The sequence below is a fragment of the Hyalangium gracile genome (genome assembly GCF_020103725.1).
In the GTDB taxonomy this organism is placed as follows: Bacteria; Myxococcota; Myxococcia; order Myxococcales; family Myxococcaceae; genus Hyalangium; species Hyalangium gracile.
The window spans coordinates 477107-499394 of the sequence record NZ_JAHXBG010000007.1; the positions used below are offsets into that span (position 1 = coordinate 477107).

Below are 22288 nucleotides of genomic sequence, written 5' to 3' on the forward strand. Positions count from 1 at the left end.
GAAGCGGCGTCAGGCCCGCTGCGTGGGGGGGTCCTCGGCCTCCACGACAGGCACCCCCGCCATGCGCAGCACCCGCAGCGCGTTGGTGGTGTCCACCACGCCGGGGCGCAGCTTGTAGTCGAACACCATCTTCCCGTCCTCGAGGTGGTCCCGGAAGTGGACGTTCACCACGTGCGCGCCCTGCTCATCCGCCAGCGCGGCCAGGGACAGATCGTGCGTCGTCACCGCTCCACAGGCCCCCGTGCCCAGCAGCAGCCGCAGCACCTCGCGTGAGGCGATCTGCCGCTCGCGCGTGTTCGTGCCCAGGAGGATCTCGTCCAGCAGGAACAGGCTCTGACCCTTCGCGGCCTCGGCCGCGTCCAGCACGGCCTTGATGCGCTGCACCTCCGCGTAGAAGTAGGACACGCCCCGCTCCAGCGAGTCCTTCACCCGCATGCTCGTGAGCACGTGGAGCGGGGACAGCGTGAACTCCCGCGCGCAGACCGGCGCCCCGGCCAGTGCCAGCACCACGTTGGCGCCCACCGCCCGCATCAGCGTCGTCTTCCCGGACATGTTGGAGCCGGTGATGAGCAGCGCGTGGCGCGGTCCCGGCAGCGACACGTCATTGGGCACCGGGTTGTCCAGCAGCGGGTGGCCCAGCTCCTTCGCCTCCACCCGGGGCCCCTCGGGCACCAGCGTGGGCCAGGTGAACGCCGGCCGATCATGCGCGAAGCCCGCCAGGCACGAGAGCGCCTCCAGCTCCGCGAGCGACTCGAACCAGCCGCGCACCTCCTTGCCGTGCCGGGCCCTCCAGTTCTCCAGCGCGAACAGCGCGTGGATGTCCCAGAGCGTGAACAGGTGCACCACCGGGTGGAACTGGTGGCGCTTGAACTCGACGAAGGAGTACAGCCGGCTGAAGCGGTGGAAGTGCGTGGAGACCCGGGGCTCTCCCACGCGCTGGAGCCCGGACTGGAGCTTCTGGAGCAGCGGGTGGCGCACCTCCTGGCCCTCGACGCGGGCGAAGAGGGGCGCATAGCGCACGAAGCCCTCCTCGCCGGCGGACATCTTCTCCTCCATCTCCCGGAGCGTCCGGCGCGTGGCCACCACCACCCCGAGCTGAATGAACAGCCCCACCCACCACGCCCAGCGCGGCACCAGGTCGAACTGGCCCAGCACATAGAGCCCGATCGTGATGGGCGGAAGGATGAGGGCCAGCGGCCGGGACCAACGGATGGAGTCGAGCGAGGGGCCCGCCTCGGCCCACTCGATGAAGCGGGCCGGGTTCGCCTTCTCCCGGGACACCACCTGCGCCTCGACGCACAGGTCCTGCCGGAACCCCACCAGCGGCGCCAGCTCGCTCGCCGCGCCCTGCCTCTCCACCACCTCCGCGGCCGAGGCCGGGGCGGACAGCCAGGACGCCAGCCGCTCCTCGCCGGACCGCGTCGCCGTCTCGTTCAGCAGCTGGAAGAGGCTGGCCTGGCCGAAGACGTCCAGGTCCGGAGTGTACAGGTGGGCGCCGGAGAGGAAGCGCTCACCCCGCTCGGTGAACTCGCGCCACGCGCCGCTCAGCCGGGCCAGTCCCCGCTCGTTCAGCGTGACGTACAGCCGCTCGCGAGCCTCCCGGCGGAACACGTAGTGGTGCAGCACGGCCAGCACCGCGTAGACGAGCACGGCCCCCGCCACCGCCCACCAGTAGAGCTTCTGCAGGCGCCCGAAGAGGATGAGCCCCGCGACTCCGGCCGCCGCCAGGAAGGTGAGGCCGCGCAGGTTCGCGTAGCGTGCGTTGACCCGATCCAGCTCCGCCAGCCTCGCCTGGGCGGCGGCTCGGCGCTCGGTGTACGTGCGGTGCGGAGTGGACTCGGCTGAGGCGGTCATAGGTCCCGGGCGTAGGTGGCGGGGCGAGAGGGCCGGCAGGATAACGGCGACGCGGCCCGTGTGGGGATCGTTGATGGGCCTCGGGGGCCGCTTCCGTGAAACTGCCCACGGGCGGGCCGGCGTGCCATGCTCCCGCACGAGATGATCGCCACCCTGCGAGACGGATATCACGCCCTGGCGCTCGGCGTCCGGCTCGCCCGGGAGCTGCTCCCCCAGGTGGACATCGCGCTGGACCAGAAGTGGGGGCCCCTGGCCGCGGCCATCCCGGATCCGGAGCTTCGCCGCCAGGCGCAGGCGAGCCTCCACGGCAAGCGTTTCCAGAGCGAGGGTGGGGCGGCCTACGCCCTCCTGCCCGAGGGTATCCACTCCGAGCTGCTGACGGCCATCGTGGCCCTGCAGACGCTCGCGGACTACCTCGACAATCTGTGCGATCGCTCCACCAGCCGCTCCCCGGAGGACTACCGAGCCCTCCACGACGCCTGGCTGGATGCCTTCAGCCCCGAGCCCCCCACCGGCGACTACTACCGTCTCCACCCCGAGAAGGACGATGGGGGCTACCTCGCGGCCCTCGTCGCCGCGGGCCGTGCCGGGGTGCTCGCGCTGCCTTCCTACGCGGCGGTGGCTCCGGACGTCCGTCGACTGGCGGCTCTGTACGTGGAGAACCAGGTGCTCCAGCACCTTCCGCCTTCCGAGCGGCCGGAGGCGCTTCGGGCCTGGCACGCCCGGGACTGTGGCTGGCCGGGGCTGAAGTGGTGGGAGTTCGCCGCCGCCTCGGCGGGCACCATCGGCATCTACGCCCTGCTGCGCGCCGCGACGGCTCCGGGCCTCGAGCGGCCCCGGATCGACACCATCCTGGAGCGCTACTACCCGTGGTTCAACGCGACCAACACCCTGCTCGACCACTACGTCGATCAGCAGGAGGACGCGGACAGCGGCGATCTCAACTACATCGCCCTCTACCCGGCGGAGCAGCGGGATGAGCAGCTCGCGGCCATCCTCCGCCGCGTCATCCAGGAAGCCAGCCAGCTGCCGGACGCGCGCTTCCACCAGGTCGTCGCCCGGGGCATGCCGGCGCTCTACCTCAGTGAAAAGAAGATGCAGGGGCCCGAGCGGCGAGCGGGCCGCAAGCGGATGCTGCGGGCCATCGGCGTGGTGGGCTGGGCGCTCTACCTGCTGGTCCGAGCCGTCCGCGCCCGCCGACCGTCCCAGGCCTGAGCCCCGAAAGCACAGCGGGCCCGACCGCTTCGCGCGGCCGAGCCCGTGTGTGTTCGTGCGTTCAGGTCTCGGGAGCGGAGGATTACTTCTCCTTGCCAGCGATCTTCCGCAGTGCCTTCTGGTCACGCACGCAGAGGATACGGCCCACGTTGCCGAGCACGCCCTCGCGCTTCATCTCGTTGATGAGCGTGGACACGAACGAGCGGGACGCGCCCACCAGATCCGCCAGGTCCTGCTGGGTGATGCCGCGCAGGTCCGTCTCGCCGCCGTGCGGGCAGCGCTCGCCGTGCGCCTCGACCAGGGTGAGCAGGGTGTCCGCCAGGCGGGCCGGAACCTCCTTGAAGGTCAGGCCCAGCACGCGCTTGCGCAGGGCACGCACGCGCTCGGCGTAGGCGCGCACCACGTCCAGGGCCAGCGCCGGGCGGGCCTCGAGCTGCGCGCGGAAGTCACGGCCCTCGATGGACCACACCTCGGCCTCGCCGGAAGCCACCGCCATCTCCTCGATGGTGGTGCCCTCGGGGCGGAACACCTCGCCGAAGATCTCGCCAGGGCGCAGGATGCTCACCACCGAGCGGGTGCCGTTCTTGCCCACGCGCATCAGGCGCACGCGGCCCGACTTCAGCAGGTACACGCGGTCCGTCGTGTCGCCGTAGCGATAGATGACCGAGTTGTGCGGGAAGGACTCGACCTTGAAGTACCCCTTGAAGTCGATCGCCTCCTGGCCAGGGACGATCTTGTTCGCGGTCACCATCATTCCGGAGCTGGTGGTCTGCAGCGGGGCAACGACGTTGGAACCGATGGGGCCGAGGGGACGGTTGAAGCCGTGCATTGAGTTCTCTCCTGCGAGCTGAAGTGGGTGGGGCTGAATCCCGAGTGCCGAACGCAGGACCTTCTTTCCAAGCTTTGTGCCAACGCGGGAATGAAATGCTCCCGGGGTAACAAACCGAGGAATGCCGGGTACTTAGCGCTCCAGCTCCAAAATCTGGCGAGCGCTGTGTCCGAAACTTGAAACAGAACGTTCAAACAGTCTGATCAACGTGAACGAAACGTTCAATTCCGGGACGGCTTTGTCGAGGCCGAAACAGTGTCGGAAAGCCCACGGGCTTCGACAGGACGCTAACCCTGTCCACCCAAGGACGAGGGGACCGACGGAGAAAGCCCGAATTTCTGGAGCTTGCGCTCCAAGGTCGGCCGGCTGATCCCCAGAATCTGACAGACCTTGCCCTTGTGGCCCTTGGTCACGGCCATGGCGCGCTGGATGAGCATGCGCTCGGCCTCCTCCAGCGTGGGGATCTGGCTGGCGTCGTCCACGGCAGGGGCGGCGAGCAGGGGAACCGGGGTGGGCGTGGTGAGGGCGGGGGAGCCCGGCTCGGGAGCGCCAGGCTCCAGGGCGGGCAGATCGTCGCCCAGCAGCACCTCGCCCGGCGCCAGCACCACGGCGCGGGTGAGCACGTTCTCCAGCTCGCGGACGTTGCCGCGCCAGGGCAGGCGGGTGAGGTGCGCGAGCACCTCTGGCGGCACGCGCGTCACGCGCTTGTGCACCTTCTCGTTGATGCGCTCCAGCAGGTGGTGGACGAGCGGGGGGATGTCCTCGCGCCGCTCGCGCAGGGGCGGGATGGTGAGGGTGATGACCTTGAGGCGCTGGTAGAGGTCCTCGCGGAAGCGTCCGGCGGCCACCTCGTCGGCCAGGTTGCGGTGGGTGGCGGCGATGACGCGCGCGCGCAGCTTGACCTTCTTCACTCCGCCCACGCGCTCGAACTCGCGCTCCTGCAGCACGCGCAATAGCTTGGCCTGGAGCATCAGCGACATGTCGCCGATCTCGTCCAGGAAGACGGTGCCGTCCTCGGCCAGCTCGAACTTGCCCAGCTTGGTGCTGGTGGCGCCGGTGAACGAGCCCTTCTCGTGGCCGAACAGCTCGCTCTCCAGCAGCGTGTCCACGATGGCCGAGCAGTTGATGCCGATGAAGGGCTTGGGCTCGTCGTACGAGTAGTTGTGGATGACGCGGGCGAACAGCTCCTTGCCCGTGCCGCTCTCTCCGTTGATGAGCACGGTGGCGCGGCTGCTGGTGACCTTGCCGATCTCCTTCACCAGCTGCTGCATGAGCGGGCTGGTGCCGACGATGTCACCCAGGCGCGCCGCGGCGTTCTCCACGTTGACGGAGGCGGCCCGGCGCGACAGCTGCCGGTACTCCAGGGCCCGCTCCACCACGAGGTCCAGCGCGGCTGGCTCGGGGAAGGGCTTGTGGATGTAGTCGAACGCTCCGGCCTTCATGGCCCGGATGGTCGTCTCCATGTCGTGGTGGGCGGTGACGAGGATGATGCGCGCGTCGCCGCACAGCGTCTTGAGCTCCTCGATGATCTCCAGGCCGCTGCGGTCCGGCAGCATCATGTCCAGGATGACCACGCTGGGCATGGCCTCCTGGGCGGCCTTGAGGCCCGCGGCCGCGTTGGTGGCCGTCACCACGTGATAACGCGGTGCGCCATCCTGGAGGATCTCCTCGAAGTGCATCTGGAGGTTCTCCAGGAGCCCCACGTCGTCATCGATGATGAGAAGGGTCTCCATGCGGCTCACTCACACGGCGAAGGTGAGTGTGAACACCATTCCCGGGTCCGAGCTTCCCTCGGCCGAGATGTCACCCCCCTGGTTGAGCATGACACGTCGGAGCGCGGCAAGGGAGAGGCCCGCCCCGCGAGCCAGGCGCGAGCCGAAGGGCTCGAAGAGGGTTCCGCGCTCCTCCGGGGGAAGGGCGGCGGCGGAGTCCTTGAGGACCATCAAGGGCTGGCCCGAGGCGCCACGGCGCAGCTGGACCTCGACCTGGGAGTCCTCGGGCTGACCCATGGCGATGTTGAGCAGGAGCTGGGCGAGCACGGGCCGCAGGCGGGTGGCATCCACACGCACCCGAGGCAGCTCCGGATCCTCCTCCACCTTCAGCTCGATGCGGCGCTCGGCCAGCTCGGGGGCCACCATGGCCTGGGCCTCTTGAATCACCGTGCGCAGGGGCTGCTGCTCCAGGTTGGGCACGCTGTCGCGGCCGTACTCGGAGAGCAGCCAGAGCATCCGCTCCATGGTGCGGATCTCCCGGTTGGCGATGGTCAGCCGGCGCTTGTCCCGGTCCGACAGGCCGGTGTTCCGCTGGAGCGTCTGCACCGCCATCTTCACGGAGCTGAGCGGGTTGCGGATCTCATGGCTGAGGGAGGAGGAGAGCTTGGAGATCTGCACCGGAGGGGCGCCGTCCAGCAGGGCGTCCAGGTCCTGGATGGCGGCCGTGGCCTCGCCTGCCTCCAGGCCGAGCACCAGGCGCAGGGGCGCGGGCTCCTCGGTGCGGGAGGGCGGGCCCTCGGCGTAGGGGTTCTGCTTCTCCGCTGCCGGGGGCCTGGGCTTGGGGCCGAGCCGGGCGGAGATGAACTCCACGGCTCGGCGGTCCTCGCGGGCGCGGGTATCCAGCTCGCGGGCGCGCTCGGGAGAGATGCCCAGGGCCAGGTGAAGCGGCGCATCCTGGAGCTCCGCGGCGGAGCGGCGGAGCACGGCGGTGCAGTCTCCCTCCACGCGGGTGATCCGCATGCCTGGGGACCAGACGAGCTGCAGGGCTTGCAGGAGGTGGGCGTTCATTGGTCGGACCTGAACATAACGAGTAAGGTTCCGCGCTGTCCCCATGCACGGTGCCTCGGGCTTCCCGAAGAATCTGGTTTCAAGCTTCCTGTTCCTCTCCGGGGCGACCGCCCTGGTCTATGAGCTCGTCTGGTCCAAGTATCTCGCCAATGTGCTCGGGAACAGCGGGCAGGCGCATGCCGTGGTGCTCGCCACCTTCATGGGAGGGTTGGCACTGGGGGCATATGTCTTCGGGAGAACAGCAGACCGGGTGAAGAGCCCCCTGGCCATGTACGGCCTGCTGGAGCTGGGGGTGGGCATCTACGCGCTGCTGTTCCCCTGGGTGCTGGAGCTGCTGAGCGCGGCATACCTGGCGGTGGCGGTGAAGGTGCCGGACGGGGCGAGGGTGGTGCCCAAGCTGGCGCTGGCGGCGCTGTCCCTGGTGGTGCCCACCATGCTCATGGGCGGCACGCTGCCGGCGCTGGTGCGGCACTTCTCCGCGACGCTGGCCCACGTGCGGCGCGAGCTGGCGCGCCTGTACGCCATCAACAGCCTGGGCGCCGCGCTGGGCGTCTTCCTCGCGGGCGTCAGCCTGGTGCCGGCCATCGGCCTGTCGCTGTCGGCGAAGCTGGCCGCGACGCTCAACATCCTGCTGGCGCTCGGGGCCATCGCGCTGGCGCGCAAGCCCCCGCCCGCGCTCGTCCAGGACACGTCGGCCGAGGGGGCCGCGTCCGCCGAGAGCGGTGACGAGCTGTCCTATCCCCGCTCGGCGGTGCGGGCCGCGCTGCTGGGCGTGGCGCTGTCGGGCTTCACGTCCATGCTCTACCAGGTGACGTGGATCCGCCTGCTGTCCGTCGTCCTGGGGGCCTCCACCTACGCCTTCACGCTCATCCTCACGGCCTTCATCCTGGGCATCGGCCTGGGCAGCTTCTGGCTGATGACGCGCAAGGGGAGGGGGGACCTGCTGCGCCTGTTCGCGTGGCTGCAGGTGGCGCTGGTGGCCAGCGTGTGCGTGGCGCTGCCGCTCTACGTCCGGCTGCCCTACCTGTTCCGCAAGGCGCAGTTCGTGATGACGCGCTCGCTGGACACGTGGCCGTACTTCCAGGGCCTCACCTTCGTGTTCTGCTGCGTGGTGCTGCTGGTGCCGACGTTCTTCATGGGCGCGGCCTTCCCGGCGGCGGCGCGCGTGGCCACCGCGAAGGTGACGGAGGTGGGGCGCCAGCTGGGCGGCGTGTACCTGTGGAACACCCTGGGCACCATCACGGGCGCGGCGCTGGGCGGGCTGGTGCTGATGCCGTGGTGGGGCATGGAGGGCAACTTCATCGCCGGGCTGGTGGGCAACCTCGTGGCCGCCGCGGTGGCCTTCGCCGCCGTCCCCGGGCGCCCCGCTCAGCCAGCCCGCGCCTTCTGGCCGCTGGGTGTCGGAGTGGCCTGCGGCCTGCTGTTCCTCCTGCCCATGTCCGGCTGGGCCACGCGGCTGTCGGGCATCGCGTCCTTCCGCATGATGGAGGCGCCGCCCCGGAGCTACGACGAGGCCGTCTCCACCTTCGAGCAGAGCACCCAGCCCCTCTTCTACCAGGACGACACCTTCGCCACCGTGCTGGTGGGCGAGCTGAAGGGCGGGCACCGCTTCCTGAAGCTCAACGGCAAGGTGGACGCCTCCACCGGCCTGGACATGGAGACGCAGATCCTCGCCGGCCACCTGGGCATGCTGCTGCACCCGCGCCCGCCGGAGAACGTGCTCCTGGTGGGCGCTGGCTCGGGCGTCACGGCGGGCTCGGTGCTGGCCCACCCCGTCAAGCACCTGGACATGGTGGAGATCTCCCCCGCCGTGGTGGAGGCGGCCCGCCTCTTCAAGGCCGTCAACCGCAACGCCGTGGATGATCCGCGGACGTTCGTCCACATCGACGACGCCAAGACGTTCATGGCGCTGGCGCCGCTCAAGTACGATCTCGTCATCAGCGAGCCGTCCAACCCCTGGGTGGCGGGCGTCTCCGGCCTCTTCTCGCGGGACTTCTTCCGCACCGTGGATCAGCACCTCACCGAGGACGGCATCCTGGTGCAGTGGATCCACACCTACGAGAGCAGCGAGGAGATCATCCGGCTCGTCATGCGCACCCTGCGCGAGACGTTCCCCTACGCCACCACCTGGCTGGGCCCGACGGACCTCATCCTCGTGGCCAGCCGCAAGCCGCTGACGTTCGACGCGCGGCAGGTAGCCGAGCGCATGGCCCTGCCGGACGTGCGCGAGGACCTGGGGCGCACCGACATCCACGACGTGTTCGGGCTGCTCGCCAAGCAGGTGCACAGCGACGAGGGGCAGCGCGAGTTCGCCCGCACCGGCCCCATCAACACCGACGACCACAACCTGCTCGAGTACGCCGCGCCGGTGGCCTTCTTCCTCCAGAACCAGGAGACGCGCGTCCACGACGAGCGCCGCGGGCCGGATGGTGGCGCGCGGCTGTGGATCCACCGCTACCTCCAGGAGAACCCGCCCACCGCCGAGCAGGCGGCCCACCTCTACCGCAACCTGGATCGCAACCACGCCATCAATGATCCGCTCCTGCGCGGGGCCGCGGCGCTCTGGTACTCGCTGGCGCCGGACAGCCTGGAGGCCCGGGTGGCGCTCGCCAACACCACCATCGCCCAGAAGGATCTGACGCTGGCCGAGTCAGTGCTCGCGCCGGCGCTGGAGCGGGGGCGCGAGGATCCCCGCTTCGTCTCCGCCTGGCTGCGGCTGATGACGGCTCGGGCCTGGTCCTCGCGCACCGCATGGACGCCTGCGTCCGGACTCACCGAGGCCGTGGCGCTGGGGCGGGCTCGAGTGGCGGCTCATCCGGAGGATGCGGAGCTGGCCAAGGCGCTCAAGGGGATCTGCGAGGTCGTGCCACAGGCCTGTATCCCCTCGGGTCCCGCGGTTTCGGCGCCCGCCGAGGCGGCTCCGGGGACGCCGTGATCCGGCTCCAGGGTCCTCCGGAGAGGCTCAAGTTCCTGGAATTACGCGCCTTTCCATCCATCCTCCCGATGACCGATGGTAGTGCTGGCCGGATCTCTCTAGTGTCCGCATGCCCTCGATATTGAAGGGTGCCGTTTCCCCACCGCCATACCCCCCAGGGAGTATCTCATGAAGGCCCTTCCGAAGAAGCAGCTGCGCAAGGCTCGTGGTCAAGGCATGACCGAGTACATCATCATCGTGGCCCTGATCGCGATCGCGGCCATCGGCGTGATCACGCTGTTCGGCGACAACATCCGCAAGCTGTTCGGCGCCTCCGCGGCGGCCCTGGCGGGTAACTCCAGCGTCTCCAACGACGGTGCGAGCTCCAACGCCACCCTGAACAAGAAGACGATGAAGAGCTTCGCCGAGAACAACGCTTACTAGTTCTCGTTCTGGGGGAGCCCTGCTTCGGCGGGGCACTTCCCGGTGGAAGAGGCGGCGCGGGCCCAAGAGGGACCCCGCCGCCTTTCTGCTTTTCTGGGCTCCAGGTGCCCGAGGCGCTGGAAGCGCTCGATCAAGCCGCCTGCGAGGAGACGGGCTGAAAGCTCGTCCCGCCGTTCTGCCAGTTCGAGATCGCCCTGCCGTGGCGCAGGGTGATGATGTTGGTGGCGGAGGAGGTGACGCGCTGCCCGCTGGTGCTGTCCGTGCCGACCAGCGTCCAGCGAATGGCCACCTTGTCCTCCTCGCCGATCAGATCCTCGATGGTGAAGTGCATGTCCGGGAGCTGCTTCCTCAAGGCCTCCGCCCAGGCCTTGGTCCCCGAGGCCGTGCCCGGCTGGCCGTTGTAGGTGTAGTCCGGGCCGATCAGCTGATCGATCGGGGCCATGTTGCCGTGGTTGAACACCTGCTCCCAGAAGTTGCGCACCAGCTTCTTGTTCTCGTGGACGGACATCGGACGCCCTTTCGCGCTGCGAGGTGGCTGCGGCAGCGAGTCCCATGAGAGTGCAGGGCACAGGCCATGGAGCAAGTTAGGGGAAACCCCCAGAGCGCCTGTCCTCCCCACCGCGAAGAGCGAGTTCTCGCAAGGCAGTGCGTCCGAGCCAGACGCACCCGCGTTCTCCCAGGACGCGGCGGTGACTCAGGGCCAGATCCAGCGCCACCCGAGCATCGGCTATCCTCTCGCCTTCGGATTCCTGCTCGTGCTTCAAGGCCCAGGAAATCGCCTCGGTAACTTCCTCAAGGAGTGTGCCGGTGTCCTGCTTCCACAAGACAAACCCTGTCTTCTCCTTCAACCCCAAGAAGAAGGCCCGCCCCTTCGGAGATGGAAAGGCCGCCAAGGGGGACGACAAGGACAGTGACGCCAAAACGTCCAAGGAGGAGGTGAAGGCCACCATCGACTGCCCGCTCTGCTATGCCCTGGGCTTCCGCAGCGCGTGGCGCGAGACGCTGCTCGGTTCGCTGGCCTCGAGCACCGCGCCCAAGGCTTCCACCGCCAAGGGGGCCGACACCAAGGCTTCCGCTGCCAACAAGAAGGGCGCTCCAGTGGCACCCTCCAAGGGGCCGGACCTGGTTGTGGTCGACGGCGCCTCCTTTGAGGCGGGCTACAAAGCGTTCTGGGATCAGTCGGCGAAGGTGACGGTGGAGCGCAGCCTGCCATGGGCACCCGGGGCGGAGACGAAGTACACCCCCTCCACCAACAAAACGCCCCTGTGCTTCGACATCGTGAAGGGACAGAACGGGGAGACGTACCATGGGTTGATCGCCGCGCTGATCAGCCCGAGCGTCCAGGTGGTCATCGGGACGGAGGGAAGTCCGAAAGCGGCCTCGGCGGCCCAGAAGGAGTTCCTCTACTACTATCTGCCTCACGAGCAGATCGTGAAGGACTCGAAGAGCGCGGCCAGCAGCCGGGAGGAGTGCACGCGGCTCATCGCCCGGTTCTTCAAGGCCAACCTGCTCGTCCAGGACGAAATTCACGCCAGCTTCCGGGACTACTTCAGCGACCGAGCACTCTCCACCGCCATCAAGAACCCCTACGTGGAGGTGTCCTACCTGTCGAAGTTCTACATCAACCGCTTCCTGACCGAGGCGAACGACAACACCAAGACGAAGCTCCCCAAGGCCAGTGCGGTCAATCTCATCGCGCTGGTCTTCGTCCGACGCGGCCACGAGGCGGGGGATGCCCGGGCGATGACCCCGCAGAACCTCGCGGCCATCCTGGAGGGCTTCAAGACAGCCAATGCGGCCGAGGCGCCCAAGAAGGGCACCGCCACCGCGGCGGACGCCAAGAGCGAGTTCAAGCCCTCGGGCAAGGCCATCACGCATGTCATCCTGTTCGGAGACATCGGCCGGCTCGAGGTCGCCAAACTCCAGGAGACCTACGCCCCGGAGAAGGGAGGCTTTACCTTCATCCACCTCCCGAGCCCCTTCTTCGAGGACCCGGATGTGAAGTCCTCGGCGTCATCTCAGGCCATGCAGGCCTTCCGAGGTGTGGGCATCTTCGGCGAGAAGCCCGACCACGCTCCGACCGAGGCGAAGATGATGGCGATCTTCATCGCCTTGCAGGAGCGCTATGGAGACAAGCTCTTCGGCGTCGGCTTCCGCTCTGGCACCCTCGACGGGGCGGGCTTCCTCGGCATCCCCATCCTCTACTTCGATGACACGACCTCCAAGACGGCCAAGGAGTTCGCCCGGTATGCCGACGGCAAGTACCTCGTGAGCCTCGCCAGCGATACGACCTCCACGGACGAGAAGGAGCCTACGTTCGAGCGGATCCTCGAGCTCACGCGCGCGGTCAACACCTTCATCCGCATCAACAACGAACCCATCAAGGACAGCACGGGAAAGGTCATCGTGCTCAATGACAAGGCGCGCGCGCACCTCGTGCTGGCCTTGAGGCTGTGGATCTTCACCGACACGCCGAATCGCTCGGGCCCGCTCTGGCGGAAGCGGGTCGCCTTGCTCACCACCAAGGATCCCCGAACGGTCAAGTACCTCCAGGACCTCTTCGCCGCCTACCATGTCTCCTGAGCCTCGCGCGCCAGCGGAGCCTCGGGAGCCGGATCCGCGCGTGCGTGAGCGGGATCGGCGCCTGTCCGAGTCGACGCTCTGGGCGCTGCAGCGGCGCTACTTCGAGCGGGAGGGCGTGGACGCCTGGCGCACGATGGAGGTGCCGCACTACGTCACCTGCAACCCCGCGCTGGCGCACTCGGTGGCGCTCATCGTCTGCGGATACCTGCGAGACTGCCTGGCGGCGGAGTCCCGCCCCGGCTCGGAGCAGCCCTTCCACATCCTCGAGCTGGGGGCGGGCAGCGGGCGTTTCGGCTACCTGTTCCTGAAGGCCTGGCTCGAGCAGCGCGAGGCCTGGGGCCTGGCGCACGTGCCGGTGCGATACGTGCTGACGGACTTCACCGAGTCCAACCTGTCCTTCTGGCGCAACCACCCATCCCTGGCGCCCTTCGTGGCCCAGGGACTGCTGGACTTCGCCCTCTTCGATCTGGAGCGCAGCGCCACGCTGGAGCTGCGCGAGGCCGGAAGGGTGCTGGGTCCGGGGAGCCTGGAGCGGCCACTGCTGGTGCTGGCCAACTACGTGCTCGACAGCGTTCCGCAGGACGCCTTCCACTTCCAGGGCGGGCAGGTCCACGCGTGCCTCGCCACCCTCACCACGGAGTCGCCGGAGGTGGACCTGGGCTCCGAGGATGCGCTCTCACACCTTCGCCTGGAGCTGGGCCGCTCGCCCGTGGCCGACCCCACCCCTTATGCCGAGCCCGAGTTCAACGAGCTGCTGGGCGACTACGCCCGCCTGGTGGAGGACAGGACGCTGCTGTTTCCGGTGGTGGCGCTGCGGGGCATGCGGCGCCTGGCGGCGCTCTCGGGCGGGCGGCTGCTGCTGATCGCGGGAGACAAGGGCTACGTACGGGACGAGGAGCTGCAGGGCCAGCAGTCTCCGCACATGGCGGTGCACGGCAGCTTCTCGCTGCCGGTCAACTTCAACGCCCTGCGGCGCTGGTTCCAGCGCCAGGGAGGCGAGGTGCTCGAGCCCGCGCACCGACAGCTCAGCCTGCCGCTGGTGGCCTGCATGCTCGGTGCGCCGGCCGCGGGGACGAGAGAGAGCCGGCTGGGGTTCCACCTGGCCTTTGGCGGAGGTGGCTCGGATGACTTCTTCCGCCTGCGCCAGGGTATCCAGGACCACTACGGAGGACTGGAGTTCGACCAGCTGCTCAGCCTGCTGCGCATGAGCCGCCATGACTGCCGGATCCTCAGAGACTGTATGCCGGTGCTGTCGGCGCAGGCGGAGGCGCTCACCGACGTGCAGCGTCAGGAGTTGCGCGACGCGGTGCGGCGCACCTGGGACAATTACTTCCACATCGGCGAGGAGCGGGACCTGGCCTTCGAGTTCGCGCTGCTGCTTCACCTGGCAGGAGAGGTGGAGCAAGCCCTGGCGCTCTATCAGGAGTCCCTGCGGCTCTACGGGGAGGATCCGCGCACGCGGTGGAACATGGCGCTCTGTCTGTTTCGGCTCCATCGCCAGGAGGAGGCCGCGGGCTGTCTGGCCAGGGCCTGGGAGGTCGCGCCGGACTTCGCGCCGACCCGAGGCCTGCTCATCAAGGGAGACTGAAGCGGCCCGGCGCCCTGGCGCGGTGGGGCTCCAGCGACCTCCCCTCGTGCCAGTTCCTCGCCATGGCTCCGACGAAAAATGCCTTCTGATACGGATGCAGGCGTAAACGGCAAACCTTGAAAAAACAGCCATTTTTTGAGACTTCCCTGCGCGCGATCCCCCGAAATGGAAGGAGCACCGCATGCGGAGCCGTCTCGGCCTCGGGCCCTGGAGCTGTCTGTCCCTCTCGTTCATGTCGGTCCTGGCGCTGAGCCAGGGCTGCAACCCGGTGATGGAGGAGGAGCAGGAGACGCTGCCTGAAGCGGAGGCGCCCGCGGGCGAGGTGGCCCAGCCGCTGGCCGCGCCGGGCTTCGCCGAGCTGCACCACCACATGTTCGCCGAGGAGGCCTTCAGCGGCGGCTGGTTCCACGGCAAGCACACCGGCACCCTGGCCAGCTGCGACGGGGGCATGCCGGAGAGCTCCCACGCGCGCGTCCGCATGGACCTGAGCAACATGCTCAACCTGTGCCCCAACTCGGGCAGCGTGAACCTGGGCGGCGTGCCGCTGCTGTCCGCCTTCTTCGGCATCGGCGGCGCCGCGGCCTCGGAGTTCATCGGGAAGATCGAAGGCACCGAGGGCGACACCGGCATCCACCTGGGCCGCGCGAGCGTGAACACCCAGTGGCCACGCTGGGACACCATCGCCCACCAGCAGGCGTGGGAGGGCTGGCTCCAGAAGGCGCACCAGGGCGGCATGTCCCTGGTGATGATCTCCCTGGTGAGCAACGAGTTCCTCTGCAAGGCGCTGCCCTACCAGAACATCAAGCGCCCCTGTGACGAGATGATGGACGTGGACGTGCAGCTGCAGATGGCCCGGGACTTCGACGCGCGCACCAGCTGGGCGGAGATCGCCCTGTCGCCGGCGCACGCCCGGCAGATCATCGCCTCCGGCAAGCTGGCGATGGTGCTCTCCATCGAGTCCAGCAAGCTGTTCGGCACCAAGGACTGGCGCGCCGAGCTCAACCGCGTCTACTCGCTGGGCGTGCGCTCGCTGCAGCCGGTGCACCAGCTGGACAACCGCTTCGGCGGCGCGGCGCCCCACAACCCCATCTTCCAGGCCGCCCAGTTCCTGGAGAACTGCCACATCGACACCGACTGCGGCATCACCGGCAACGGCTTCACGCTGGGCTTCGACGTGGACGCCAACTGCAAGAACGTGAAGGGCCTGTCGGCCGACGGCAAGCTGCTGGTCCAGGAGATGATGAACAAGGGCATGCTCATCGACCTGGCGCACATGTCCGAGCGCAGCATCCAGGACACCTTCGCCCTCTCCCAGGCCCGGACGTACTACCCGCTGTACATCTCCCACGGCCACTTCCGAGAGGTGATGAACCCGGAGCTGGCCGCCACCGAGAAGACGACGCCGGCCTGGGTGGTGAAGTATGTGCGGCAGACGGGCGGCATCTTCGGCCTGCGCACCGCGCATGACGAGACGCGCGCCTACACCAAGACGACCGTGGCCAACAGCTGCCAGGGCTCCACGCGCTCGCTGGCCCAGGCCTACGAGTTCGGCCGCCAGGGCCTCAAGGTGCCCATGGCCTTCGGCGCGGACCTCAACGGCTTCATCCAGCAGACCCGCCCGCGCTTCGGCAACCACGGGGCGTGCTCGGCCGGCTTCAAGGCCGAGGCGGATGCGCAGATGAACCAGCAGCGCCTCACCGGCCCGGGCCGGCTGGGCACCGACTTCGACGTGTACGGCCTGGCCCACGTGGGCCTGCTGCCGGACGTGGTGAGGGACCTCAAGCAGCTGGGGGTCAACACCGCGGGCCTGGAGGGCTCCACGGAGACGTTCATCCAGATGTGGGAGCGCGCCAACACCACGCGCACGGGCATGGCGAACGCGGCCACGGACATCGACACCTCCGGCGTTGCCGCCTACGTGCCCAAGGCCACCCGCGAGGCGCAGTACCCGCAGATCTGCGGCAAGGCCTACGCCCCCAACTCCAAGCAGGTCGGTGACACCTGCCGCTTCGCCCAGGAGTGCGTCAGCGGCACCTGCTCCACCACCGAGGGCTGCTCCGGCTCCACGGGCACCTGCATCTGCGACGCCGACAGCGACTGCGCCACCGGCTACTACTGCGGCCGCGGCCTCAACCTGGGCTCCTGCATGAAGAAGAAGCCGCGCGGCGAGCTGTGCACCGGAGGCTGGGAGTGCCTCTCGGGCAAGTGCAGCTGGCTGACCTGCACCTGATGTCGTGCTCGGGCTCGGGCCGTCCCGGAGCTTCCGTGGACGGCCTGGGCCCTCGCTGGTGGAAGGTCCCTGGGCTCTCGAGCAGGCCCCCGAGCGGGTGTAGGACTTTCAACCATCGGAAGGAGGGCGACTTTCACGTCGTTTCGTGAGCCCGTTAGCCTTCCTCGGGTCAATTCGTGACACATGCTCGACTTTCCGGGGTACACGCTCGTTGGAGCGATCAAGTCGAACAGCACGAACCCGCTGTTTGATGCGGTGCGTGATGCAGATGGCCTGAGGCTGATCCTCAAGACGCCCGCGGCGCCGTCTCCCGGCCCCCGCGAGTGCGCGCGCTACCGGCGCGAGTACGACATCCTTCAGCGGCTCCGAGACGTGCGCGGCGTGCTGCGCGCCCACGCCTACGAGGAGCTCGCGGAGCGCCCGGTGCTCCTGCTGGAGAAGGTGCCAGGCGAGCCGATGAGCAAGCTCATCGGTCCCCCGTGCGATGTGGCGCGGGCGCTCGAGCTGGCCATCGACCTGGCGACGACGCTCGCGGAGCTCCACCGGGGCGGCGTCATCCACAAGGATCTCAAGCCCTCCAACATCCTCGTCACCCCGGAGGGGGGGACGTACCTGTTCGAGTTCGGCAGCGCGACGCTGCAGCGCGTCGAGCACGTGGCGGCGGTACCCGCGACCCTGATCCAGGGGACGCTGGCCTATATGTCCCCGGAGCAGACGGGGCGGATGAACCGCGCGGTGGACTACCGCAGCGACTTCTACTCGCTGGGCGTCACACTCTACGAGCTGCTCACCGGCCACCGGCCCTTCCAGGGGCGCGATGCGCTGGAGTGGTTCCATGCCCACCTGGCGCTGACCCCTCCGCCGCCGCACGAGCTCGTCCCGTCCATCCCGCCGGCCCTGTCCGCCATCGTGATGAAGCTCCTGGCCAAGCTGGCCGAGGAGCGCTACCAGAGCGCCCATGGCCTGCGGGCCGACCTGGAGCGGTGTCGCGCCGCCCTGCACCCGGGAGTGCTGGAGGAGTTCCCCCTGGGCCAGCACGACGTGCCCGGCCGCTTCCAGCTCCCCCAGCGGCTCTACGGGCGGGATGCGCAGGTGGCCACGCTGCTCCAGGGCTTCGAGCGCGTGGCCCAGGGCGGGTGCCCGGAGTTCATGCTCGTCAGCGGGTACTCGGGCATCGGCAAGTCCTCGGTGGTGTCCGAGCTGCACAAGCCGGTGGTACGGCGCCGCGGCTTCTTCCTGAGCGGCAAGTTCGACCAGTTCCAGCGAGACATCCCCTACGCCACCCTGGCGCAGGCGCTGCGCGGGCTGACGCAGCAGCTGCTGGCGGGCACCAACGAGGAGCTGGCGCGGTGGCGCGAGCAACTGCACGACGCGTGGGAGGGCCAGGGCCAGGTGCTCGTGGATGTGGTGCCCCAGCTGGAGCTGGTGGTGGGCCGTCAGCCGCCCGCCCCCGAGCTGCCCCCCATGGAGGCCCAGGGGCGCTTCACCCGACTGCTGCAGAAGCTGTTCGGGGTGTTCTCCACGTCCGAGCATCCGCTCGTCCTGTTCCTGGATGATCTCCAGTGGGCGGACCTGGCCAGCCTCCGGCTCCTTCATTCCCTGCTCACCCACCCGGAGACGCCGCTGCTGCTGGTGATTGGCGCCTACCGGGAGAACGAGGTGAGCCCCTCCCATCCGCTGGCGCTGTCCCTGGCGGAGATGCGCAAGGCGGGAGCGCGGATGACGGACCTCCGCCTCGAGGCGCTGAGCCTCGAGCAGGTCCAGCTGCTCGTCGCCGACTCGCTCCCGGGAGCGGAGCAGACCGTCGTGGGGCCACTGTCGGCGCTGGCCCACGAGAAGACCGGCGGCAACCCGTTCTTCCTCATCCAGCTGATGAGCACGCTGGTGCAGGACGGCCTGGTGACGCGCACGACCGAGGGGCGGTGGCGGTGGGATGCCGAGGGCGTCCGGGCGAAGGAGTACTCGGACAACGTCGTCGACTTCCTGGTGAGCAAGCTGCGCCAGCTGCCGCTCCGGGCGCAGCACCTGCTGCAGCTGGCCTCGTGCGCGGGCAGCAGCTTCTCGCTCCAGCTGCTGATCATCATCTCCGGCATGGCGCCGGGCGAGGTGGAGCAGGGCCTCGAGCATGCGCTCCAGGAAGGCATGCTGGTGCGCGGCGGGCCGGAGCAGTACCGGTTCCTCCATGATCGCGTCCAGCAGGCGGCCTCCGCGCTCATCCCCGAGCCGGAGCGCAAGGCGGTGCACCTGCGCATCGGCCGGCTGCTGCTGGCGAGCCTGTCCCCCGAGGAGATCCGCGAGAAGGTCTTCGACGTGGTGGCGCACCTCAACGCCGGAGCGGACCTGATCGAGGACCCCGGGGATCGCCACCGCCTGGCGCGGCTGAACGCCGAGGCCGGTGCGAGGGCGCGCGCGGCGACCGCGTTCCGGGAGGCCGCCGACGCCTACAAGTCGGCCTTCGAGCTCATCCCCGGCGATCCCTGGGAGACGGACCGAGACCTGGCTTTCAAGGCCTGGCTCGATCGGGCCAGCAGCGAGTTCATGTGCGGCAATGCCGCCGAGACGCGCCGCCTGGTGGAGCAGCTGCTGCCTCGGGCCCGGAGCCGCGCGGAGATGGCCGCGGTCTACCGGATGAAGAGCGACATCCACGTCATCGCCAACGAGGCCCAGGACGCCATCTCCTGCCTGCTGGAGGGCCTGGCCCGGCTCGGCATGCCGATGTCTCCGCACCCGTCGTGGGAGGAGGTCACCGCCGCCAACGAGGAGGTGTGGGCCCTGCTGGGCGAGCGCTCCATCGAGAGCCTCATCGACCTGCCTCCGATGACGGACCCGGAGGTGAAGGCGGTGATGGATGTGCTCTCCGCGCTGTTCATGCCGGCCTTCATCACCGACAACAACCTGCTGGTGCTCCACCTGTGCCGGATGGTGGCGCTCAGCCTCCGGCACGGCAACTCGGAGGCCAGCGTGCACGGGTACGCCTGGTACGGGCTCGTGCAGGGGTCCGCCTTCAGGCGGTACCGCGAGGGCCACGCCTTCGGGGTCCTGGCGTGCGAGCTCGTCGAGCGCCGCTCCTTCCCCAACGCGCGCGGCAAGGCGCTCTACACCCTGGAGCTCATCAACTACTGGACGCGCCCGCTGTCCCGCTCGCTGGAGCTCATCCGCGACGCGTTCCACCACGCGCTCCAGGCCGGGGACTTCCAGGTCGCCTGCTACTGCTGCAACCACATCGTCACGGACCGCCTCACCCTGGGCCACTCGCTGGATGAGGTCTACCAGGAGTCCGTGGCGCGGCTCGACTTCGTGCGCAAGGCGGGCTTCCTGGCCGTGCGGGACGGCCTCCAGCACACCCAGCGCTACGTGCAGCAGCTCCGAGGGCTCTCGCGCTCGTTCGACACCCTGAGCGGCGATGACTTCGACGAGGAGGCCTTCGAGGCGGGGCTGACGCCCCAGCACCACAGCACCATGAAGTGCTGGTACTGGATCCTCAAGATGCAGTCGCGCTTCATGTGCGGCGCATACGAGCAGGCCCGGGAGGCGGGAGTCAGGGCCGGAGAGCTGCTCTGGTCCTGTCCGGGCCACATCCAGCAGCTGGACTACCACCTCTACGAGGCCCTGACGCTGGCCGCCTGCTACCCCTCGGCGGATCCCCGGGAGCAGTCTCGCTACCTGGATGCCATCCAGCGGCACCAGCGCCAGCTGGAGGCGTGGGCGAGCAACTGCCCCGAGAACTTCCGCGCCCCGGAGCGCATGGTCTCCGCGGAGCTGGCCCGCATCACCGGCCGGACGGAGGACGCGCTGCGCGCCTATGAGGAGGCGCTCTTCTCCGCGCGGGCGCATGGCTTCATCCAGAACGTGGGGCTCGCCAGCGAGCTGGCGGCGAAGTTCTGGTATGCGCGCCAGGCGCCCACCGTCGCCGAGGTCTACGCCCGCCAGTCCTGGGAGGCCTGGCAGCAGTGGGGCGCTCGAGGAAAGGCGAGGCACCTGGAGGCGCAGTGGCCCCACCTCGTCTCCTTCACGGCCTCGCGGGGCTCGCTGCTCGAAGTGGGCTCCACGCACCTCGAGGCGCACACCCTGGCCAGGGCCCAGCAGGCCGTCTCCAGCGAGCTGGGGCTCGAGGGGCTGGGGACGACGCTGGTGCGCGTGGCCCTCCAGGCCACGGGGGCAGGGTGGGGCGCGCTCCTGTTGCCGCAGGAGGACCAGCTCACGGTGGTCGCGCTCTCCGGCGCCACGCCCGAGGGCGCGCCGGATCGCACCGTCGAGGACACCCTGCCGTGGACGCTCATCTCCTACGTCCGGCGGGCGAAGGAGCACGTGCTCATCGGCGATACCTCGCAGCCGCACCCGTTCGCGTCAGATCCGTGGCTCGGGCGCGGCCTGGCCCGCTCGGTGCTGTGCCTGCCGCTGCTGCGTGGCGAGCAGTTCCTCGGGGTGCTGTACCTGGAGAATGATCTCTCGCCCCGGGCCTTCACCGCCGCGAGCCTCACCCTGATGGGACACCTGGCCTCGCAGGCCGCCATCTCCCTGGAGAACGCGCGGCAGCATGCGGACGTGCAGCGCTCCGAGGCCGCCCTGCGCCGCGCCAACGACGAGCTCAAGCAGCGCCTGGAGGAGCGTACCTGGGAGCTGCAGCAAGCCCAGGCCCGACCGCCGGATCCGCACCGTGACGCGGTCCACTCCGAGATGGCCGCCAGCATGCTCCACAACGTGGGCAACGTCCTCACCAGCGCGGTGGTCAACCTCCACAAGGTGCGCGAGCAGCTGGACGCCTCGCGGATGGGGCGGCTGAAGCAGGTCGCCGCCTTGATGGAGGAGCATCGCGAGGATCTGGCGGACTTCCTCACGCGGGATTCGCAGGGCACGCAGCTGGCCGGCTACCTGATCGGCCTCGCCGACGAGCTCGTGCGCGAGCACTCGACGCTGCGCGCGGGCACGGGCGAGCTGGGCAAGCAGATCGAGCACCTGCGCGCCATCATCCAGGTCCAGCATGCCTACGCGCGCAGCTCGCTGCTGCCCGAGGAGTGCGATCTCGCCCGGATCGTCGAGGACGCCCTGAGCATCCAGATGCCCGCGCTGCAGCGGCATGGCGTCGCCGTGACGCGGGAGCTGAAGGTGCTGTCCAAGGTGCGGCTGGACAAGCACCGGGTGCTGCAGATCCTCATCAACCTCATCAGCAACGCCCGCAACGCCATGAACGAGATGCCCGAGTCCCGGCGGCAGCTGCACGTGCGGCTGGACGTGAAGGGGGACACGGCCCGCATCCAGGTGGTGGACACGGGCATGGGAATCGCTCCCGAGCACCGCGAGCGGCTCTTCTCGCAGGGCTTCACCACCCGCGAGGACGGCCAGGGGCTGGGGCTACACTCGAGCGCGCTGGCGGCGAAGACGCTGGGAGGCCGCCTGACGCTGGAGAGCGAAGGACCAGGCAAGGGAGCTGTCGCCACGCTCGAGCTCCCGCTCGCGTAGCCCCGAGTGGCGAGGGCGCCCGTTCTGGCCTGGCAGCCAGCGCGTCTTCACGCTCATGAGGGAGTAGTCCTGCCCCTGGAAAAGTTGGTATAGCTGTAGGACCGAGCGGCGATGGTCGCCGCCCGCGAGCACCTGGAGGCTTCATGAACTCGCCCCTTGTCCCTGCCGCGGTTGCTGTCCTGTTCGCCCAGGGGGCGCAGGCCGCCTAGTCGGTCTCGAAGGTCCGTCGCAGCGCGGTGCTGGCCCTTGCTGGGTGCCCTGAACCAACCAGGTGCGCCGCAGGCACCGCTCTGTCCGGAGTCCTTCCAGTGTTCATCGAGTCCCTCGGCTGGAATCCAGCCCTCGCTCACGCTTTCTCCACCCTGCTGTCTCAGTCCACTGTTCCCCTCGT

Annotated in this window: 12 protein-coding genes; 7 read left to right on the top strand and 5 right to left on the bottom strand. The window is 69.0% G+C overall.

What is annotated here, in order from left to right; genetic code table 11:
• Window positions 1–9: 9 nt before the first annotated feature.
• Window positions 10–1854, bottom strand: coding sequence for a MutS-related protein (locus KY572_RS17265; RefSeq protein ID WP_224243810.1), 1845 nt, complete (start codon window positions 1852–1854; stop codon window positions 10–12).
• A gap of 126 nt (window positions 1855–1980) precedes the next feature.
• Between KY572_RS17265 and KY572_RS17270 the strand changes: the two genes are divergently transcribed.
• The gene (locus KY572_RS17270; protein ID WP_224243811.1) at window positions 1981–3069 is read left to right on the top strand and encodes a DUF2600 family protein; all 1089 of its coding nucleotides are present in this window, start codon (window positions 1981–1983) and stop codon (window positions 3067–3069) included.
• An 82-nt stretch (window positions 3070–3151) separates the two neighbouring features.
• On the opposite strand, the gene mrpC is transcribed toward KY572_RS17270, so the two are convergent.
• The 3 genes from mrpC to KY572_RS17285 all read right to left on the bottom strand — a co-directional run bounded on the left by mrpC (window position 3152) and on the right by KY572_RS17285 (window position 6678).
• The gene (gene mrpC, locus KY572_RS17275) at window positions 3152–3898 is read right to left on the bottom strand and encodes a Crp/Fnr family transcriptional regulator MrpC (RefSeq protein ID WP_224243812.1); all 747 of its coding nucleotides are present in this window, start codon (window positions 3896–3898) and stop codon (window positions 3152–3154) included.
• A gap of 287 nt (window positions 3899–4185) precedes the next feature.
• Window positions 4186–5631: a sigma-54-dependent transcriptional regulator gene (locus KY572_RS17280; protein WP_224243813.1), complete on the bottom strand. Its 1446-nt coding sequence runs from the start codon at window positions 5629–5631 to the stop codon at window positions 4186–4188.
• Between the two features lie 9 nt (window positions 5632–5640).
• The gene (locus KY572_RS17285; protein ID WP_224243814.1) at window positions 5641–6678 is read right to left on the bottom strand and encodes a sensor histidine kinase; all 1038 of its coding nucleotides are present in this window, start codon (window positions 6676–6678) and stop codon (window positions 5641–5643) included.
• 43 nt (window positions 6679–6721) lie between these two features.
• Here KY572_RS17285 and KY572_RS17290 point away from each other — a divergent pair, with 43 nt between their 5' ends.
• Together KY572_RS17290 and KY572_RS17295 are read left to right on the top strand one after the other, a co-directional pair.
• Window positions 6722–9613, top strand: coding sequence for a spermine/spermidine synthase domain-containing protein (locus tag KY572_RS17290; RefSeq protein WP_224243815.1), 2892 nt, complete (start codon window positions 6722–6724; stop codon window positions 9611–9613).
• Window positions 9614–9781: 168 nt separating this feature from the next.
• Window positions 9782–10036, top strand: coding sequence for a hypothetical protein (locus KY572_RS17295; protein WP_224243816.1), 255 nt, complete (start codon window positions 9782–9784; stop codon window positions 10034–10036).
• Between the two features lie 130 nt (window positions 10037–10166).
• Here the strand turns inward: KY572_RS17295 and KY572_RS17300 are convergent, their stop codons facing one another.
• A complete protein-coding gene (locus KY572_RS17300) occupies window positions 10167–10544 on the bottom strand; it encodes an ester cyclase (RefSeq protein ID WP_224243817.1) in 378 nt (125 codons plus the stop codon).
• Window positions 10545–10843: 299 nt separating this feature from the next.
• On the opposite strand from KY572_RS17300, the gene KY572_RS17305 reads away from it, so the two are divergent.
• The 4 genes from KY572_RS17305 to KY572_RS17320 all read left to right on the top strand — a co-directional run bounded on the left by KY572_RS17305 (window position 10844) and on the right by KY572_RS17320 (window position 21897).
• A complete protein-coding gene (locus KY572_RS17305) occupies window positions 10844–12619 on the top strand; it encodes a hypothetical protein (protein WP_224243818.1) in 1776 nt (591 codons plus the stop codon).
• A gap of 40 nt (window positions 12620–12659) precedes the next feature.
• Window positions 12660–14207, top strand: a complete 1548-nt coding sequence (locus tag KY572_RS47810; protein WP_224243820.1) for a tetratricopeptide repeat protein — start codon at window positions 12660–12662, stop codon at window positions 14205–14207.
• A gap of 181 nt (window positions 14208–14388) precedes the next feature.
• Complete coding sequence (locus KY572_RS17315) at window positions 14389–16437, top strand: membrane dipeptidase (RefSeq protein ID WP_224243821.1); 2049 nt, start codon at window positions 14389–14391, stop codon at window positions 16435–16437.
• A gap of 183 nt (window positions 16438–16620) precedes the next feature.
• Entirely contained in the window at window positions 16621–21897 is a 5277-nt protein-coding gene (locus KY572_RS17320; RefSeq protein WP_224243822.1) for a trifunctional serine/threonine-protein kinase/ATP-binding protein/sensor histidine kinase, read from the top strand.
• Window positions 21898–22288 lie beyond the last annotated feature (391 nt).

Excerpts from the sequence above, each read along its gene's own strand:
- KY572_RS17300 (WP_224243817.1), bottom strand. The coding sequence starts at position 10,544 with ATGTCCGTCCACGAGAACAAGAAGCTGGTGCGCAACTTCTGGGAGCAG.
- KY572_RS17285 (WP_224243814.1), bottom strand. The coding sequence starts at position 6,678 with ATGAACGCCCACCTCCTGCAAGCCCTGCAGCTCGTCTGGTCCCCAGGC.
- mrpC (WP_224243812.1), bottom strand. The coding sequence starts at position 3,898 with ATGCACGGCTTCAACCGTCCCCTCGGCCCCATCGGTTCCAACGTCGTT.
- KY572_RS17295 (WP_224243816.1), top strand. The coding sequence starts at position 9,782 with ATGAAGGCCCTTCCGAAGAAGCAGCTGCGCAAGGCTCGTGGTCAAGGC.
- KY572_RS17315 (WP_224243821.1), top strand. The coding sequence starts at position 14,389 with ATGCGGAGCCGTCTCGGCCTCGGGCCCTGGAGCTGTCTGTCCCTCTCG.
- KY572_RS17265 (WP_224243810.1), bottom strand. The coding sequence starts at position 1,854 with ATGACCGCCTCAGCCGAGTCCACTCCGCACCGCACGTACACCGAGCGC.
- KY572_RS17290 (WP_224243815.1), top strand. The coding sequence starts at position 6,722 with ATGCACGGTGCCTCGGGCTTCCCGAAGAATCTGGTTTCAAGCTTCCTG.
- KY572_RS17270 (WP_224243811.1), top strand. The coding sequence starts at position 1,981 with ATGCTCCCGCACGAGATGATCGCCACCCTGCGAGACGGATATCACGCC.
- KY572_RS17280 (WP_224243813.1), bottom strand. The coding sequence starts at position 5,631 with ATGGAGACCCTTCTCATCATCGATGACGACGTGGGGCTCCTGGAGAAC.
- KY572_RS17320 (WP_224243822.1), top strand. The coding sequence starts at position 16,621 with ATGCTCGACTTTCCGGGGTACACGCTCGTTGGAGCGATCAAGTCGAAC.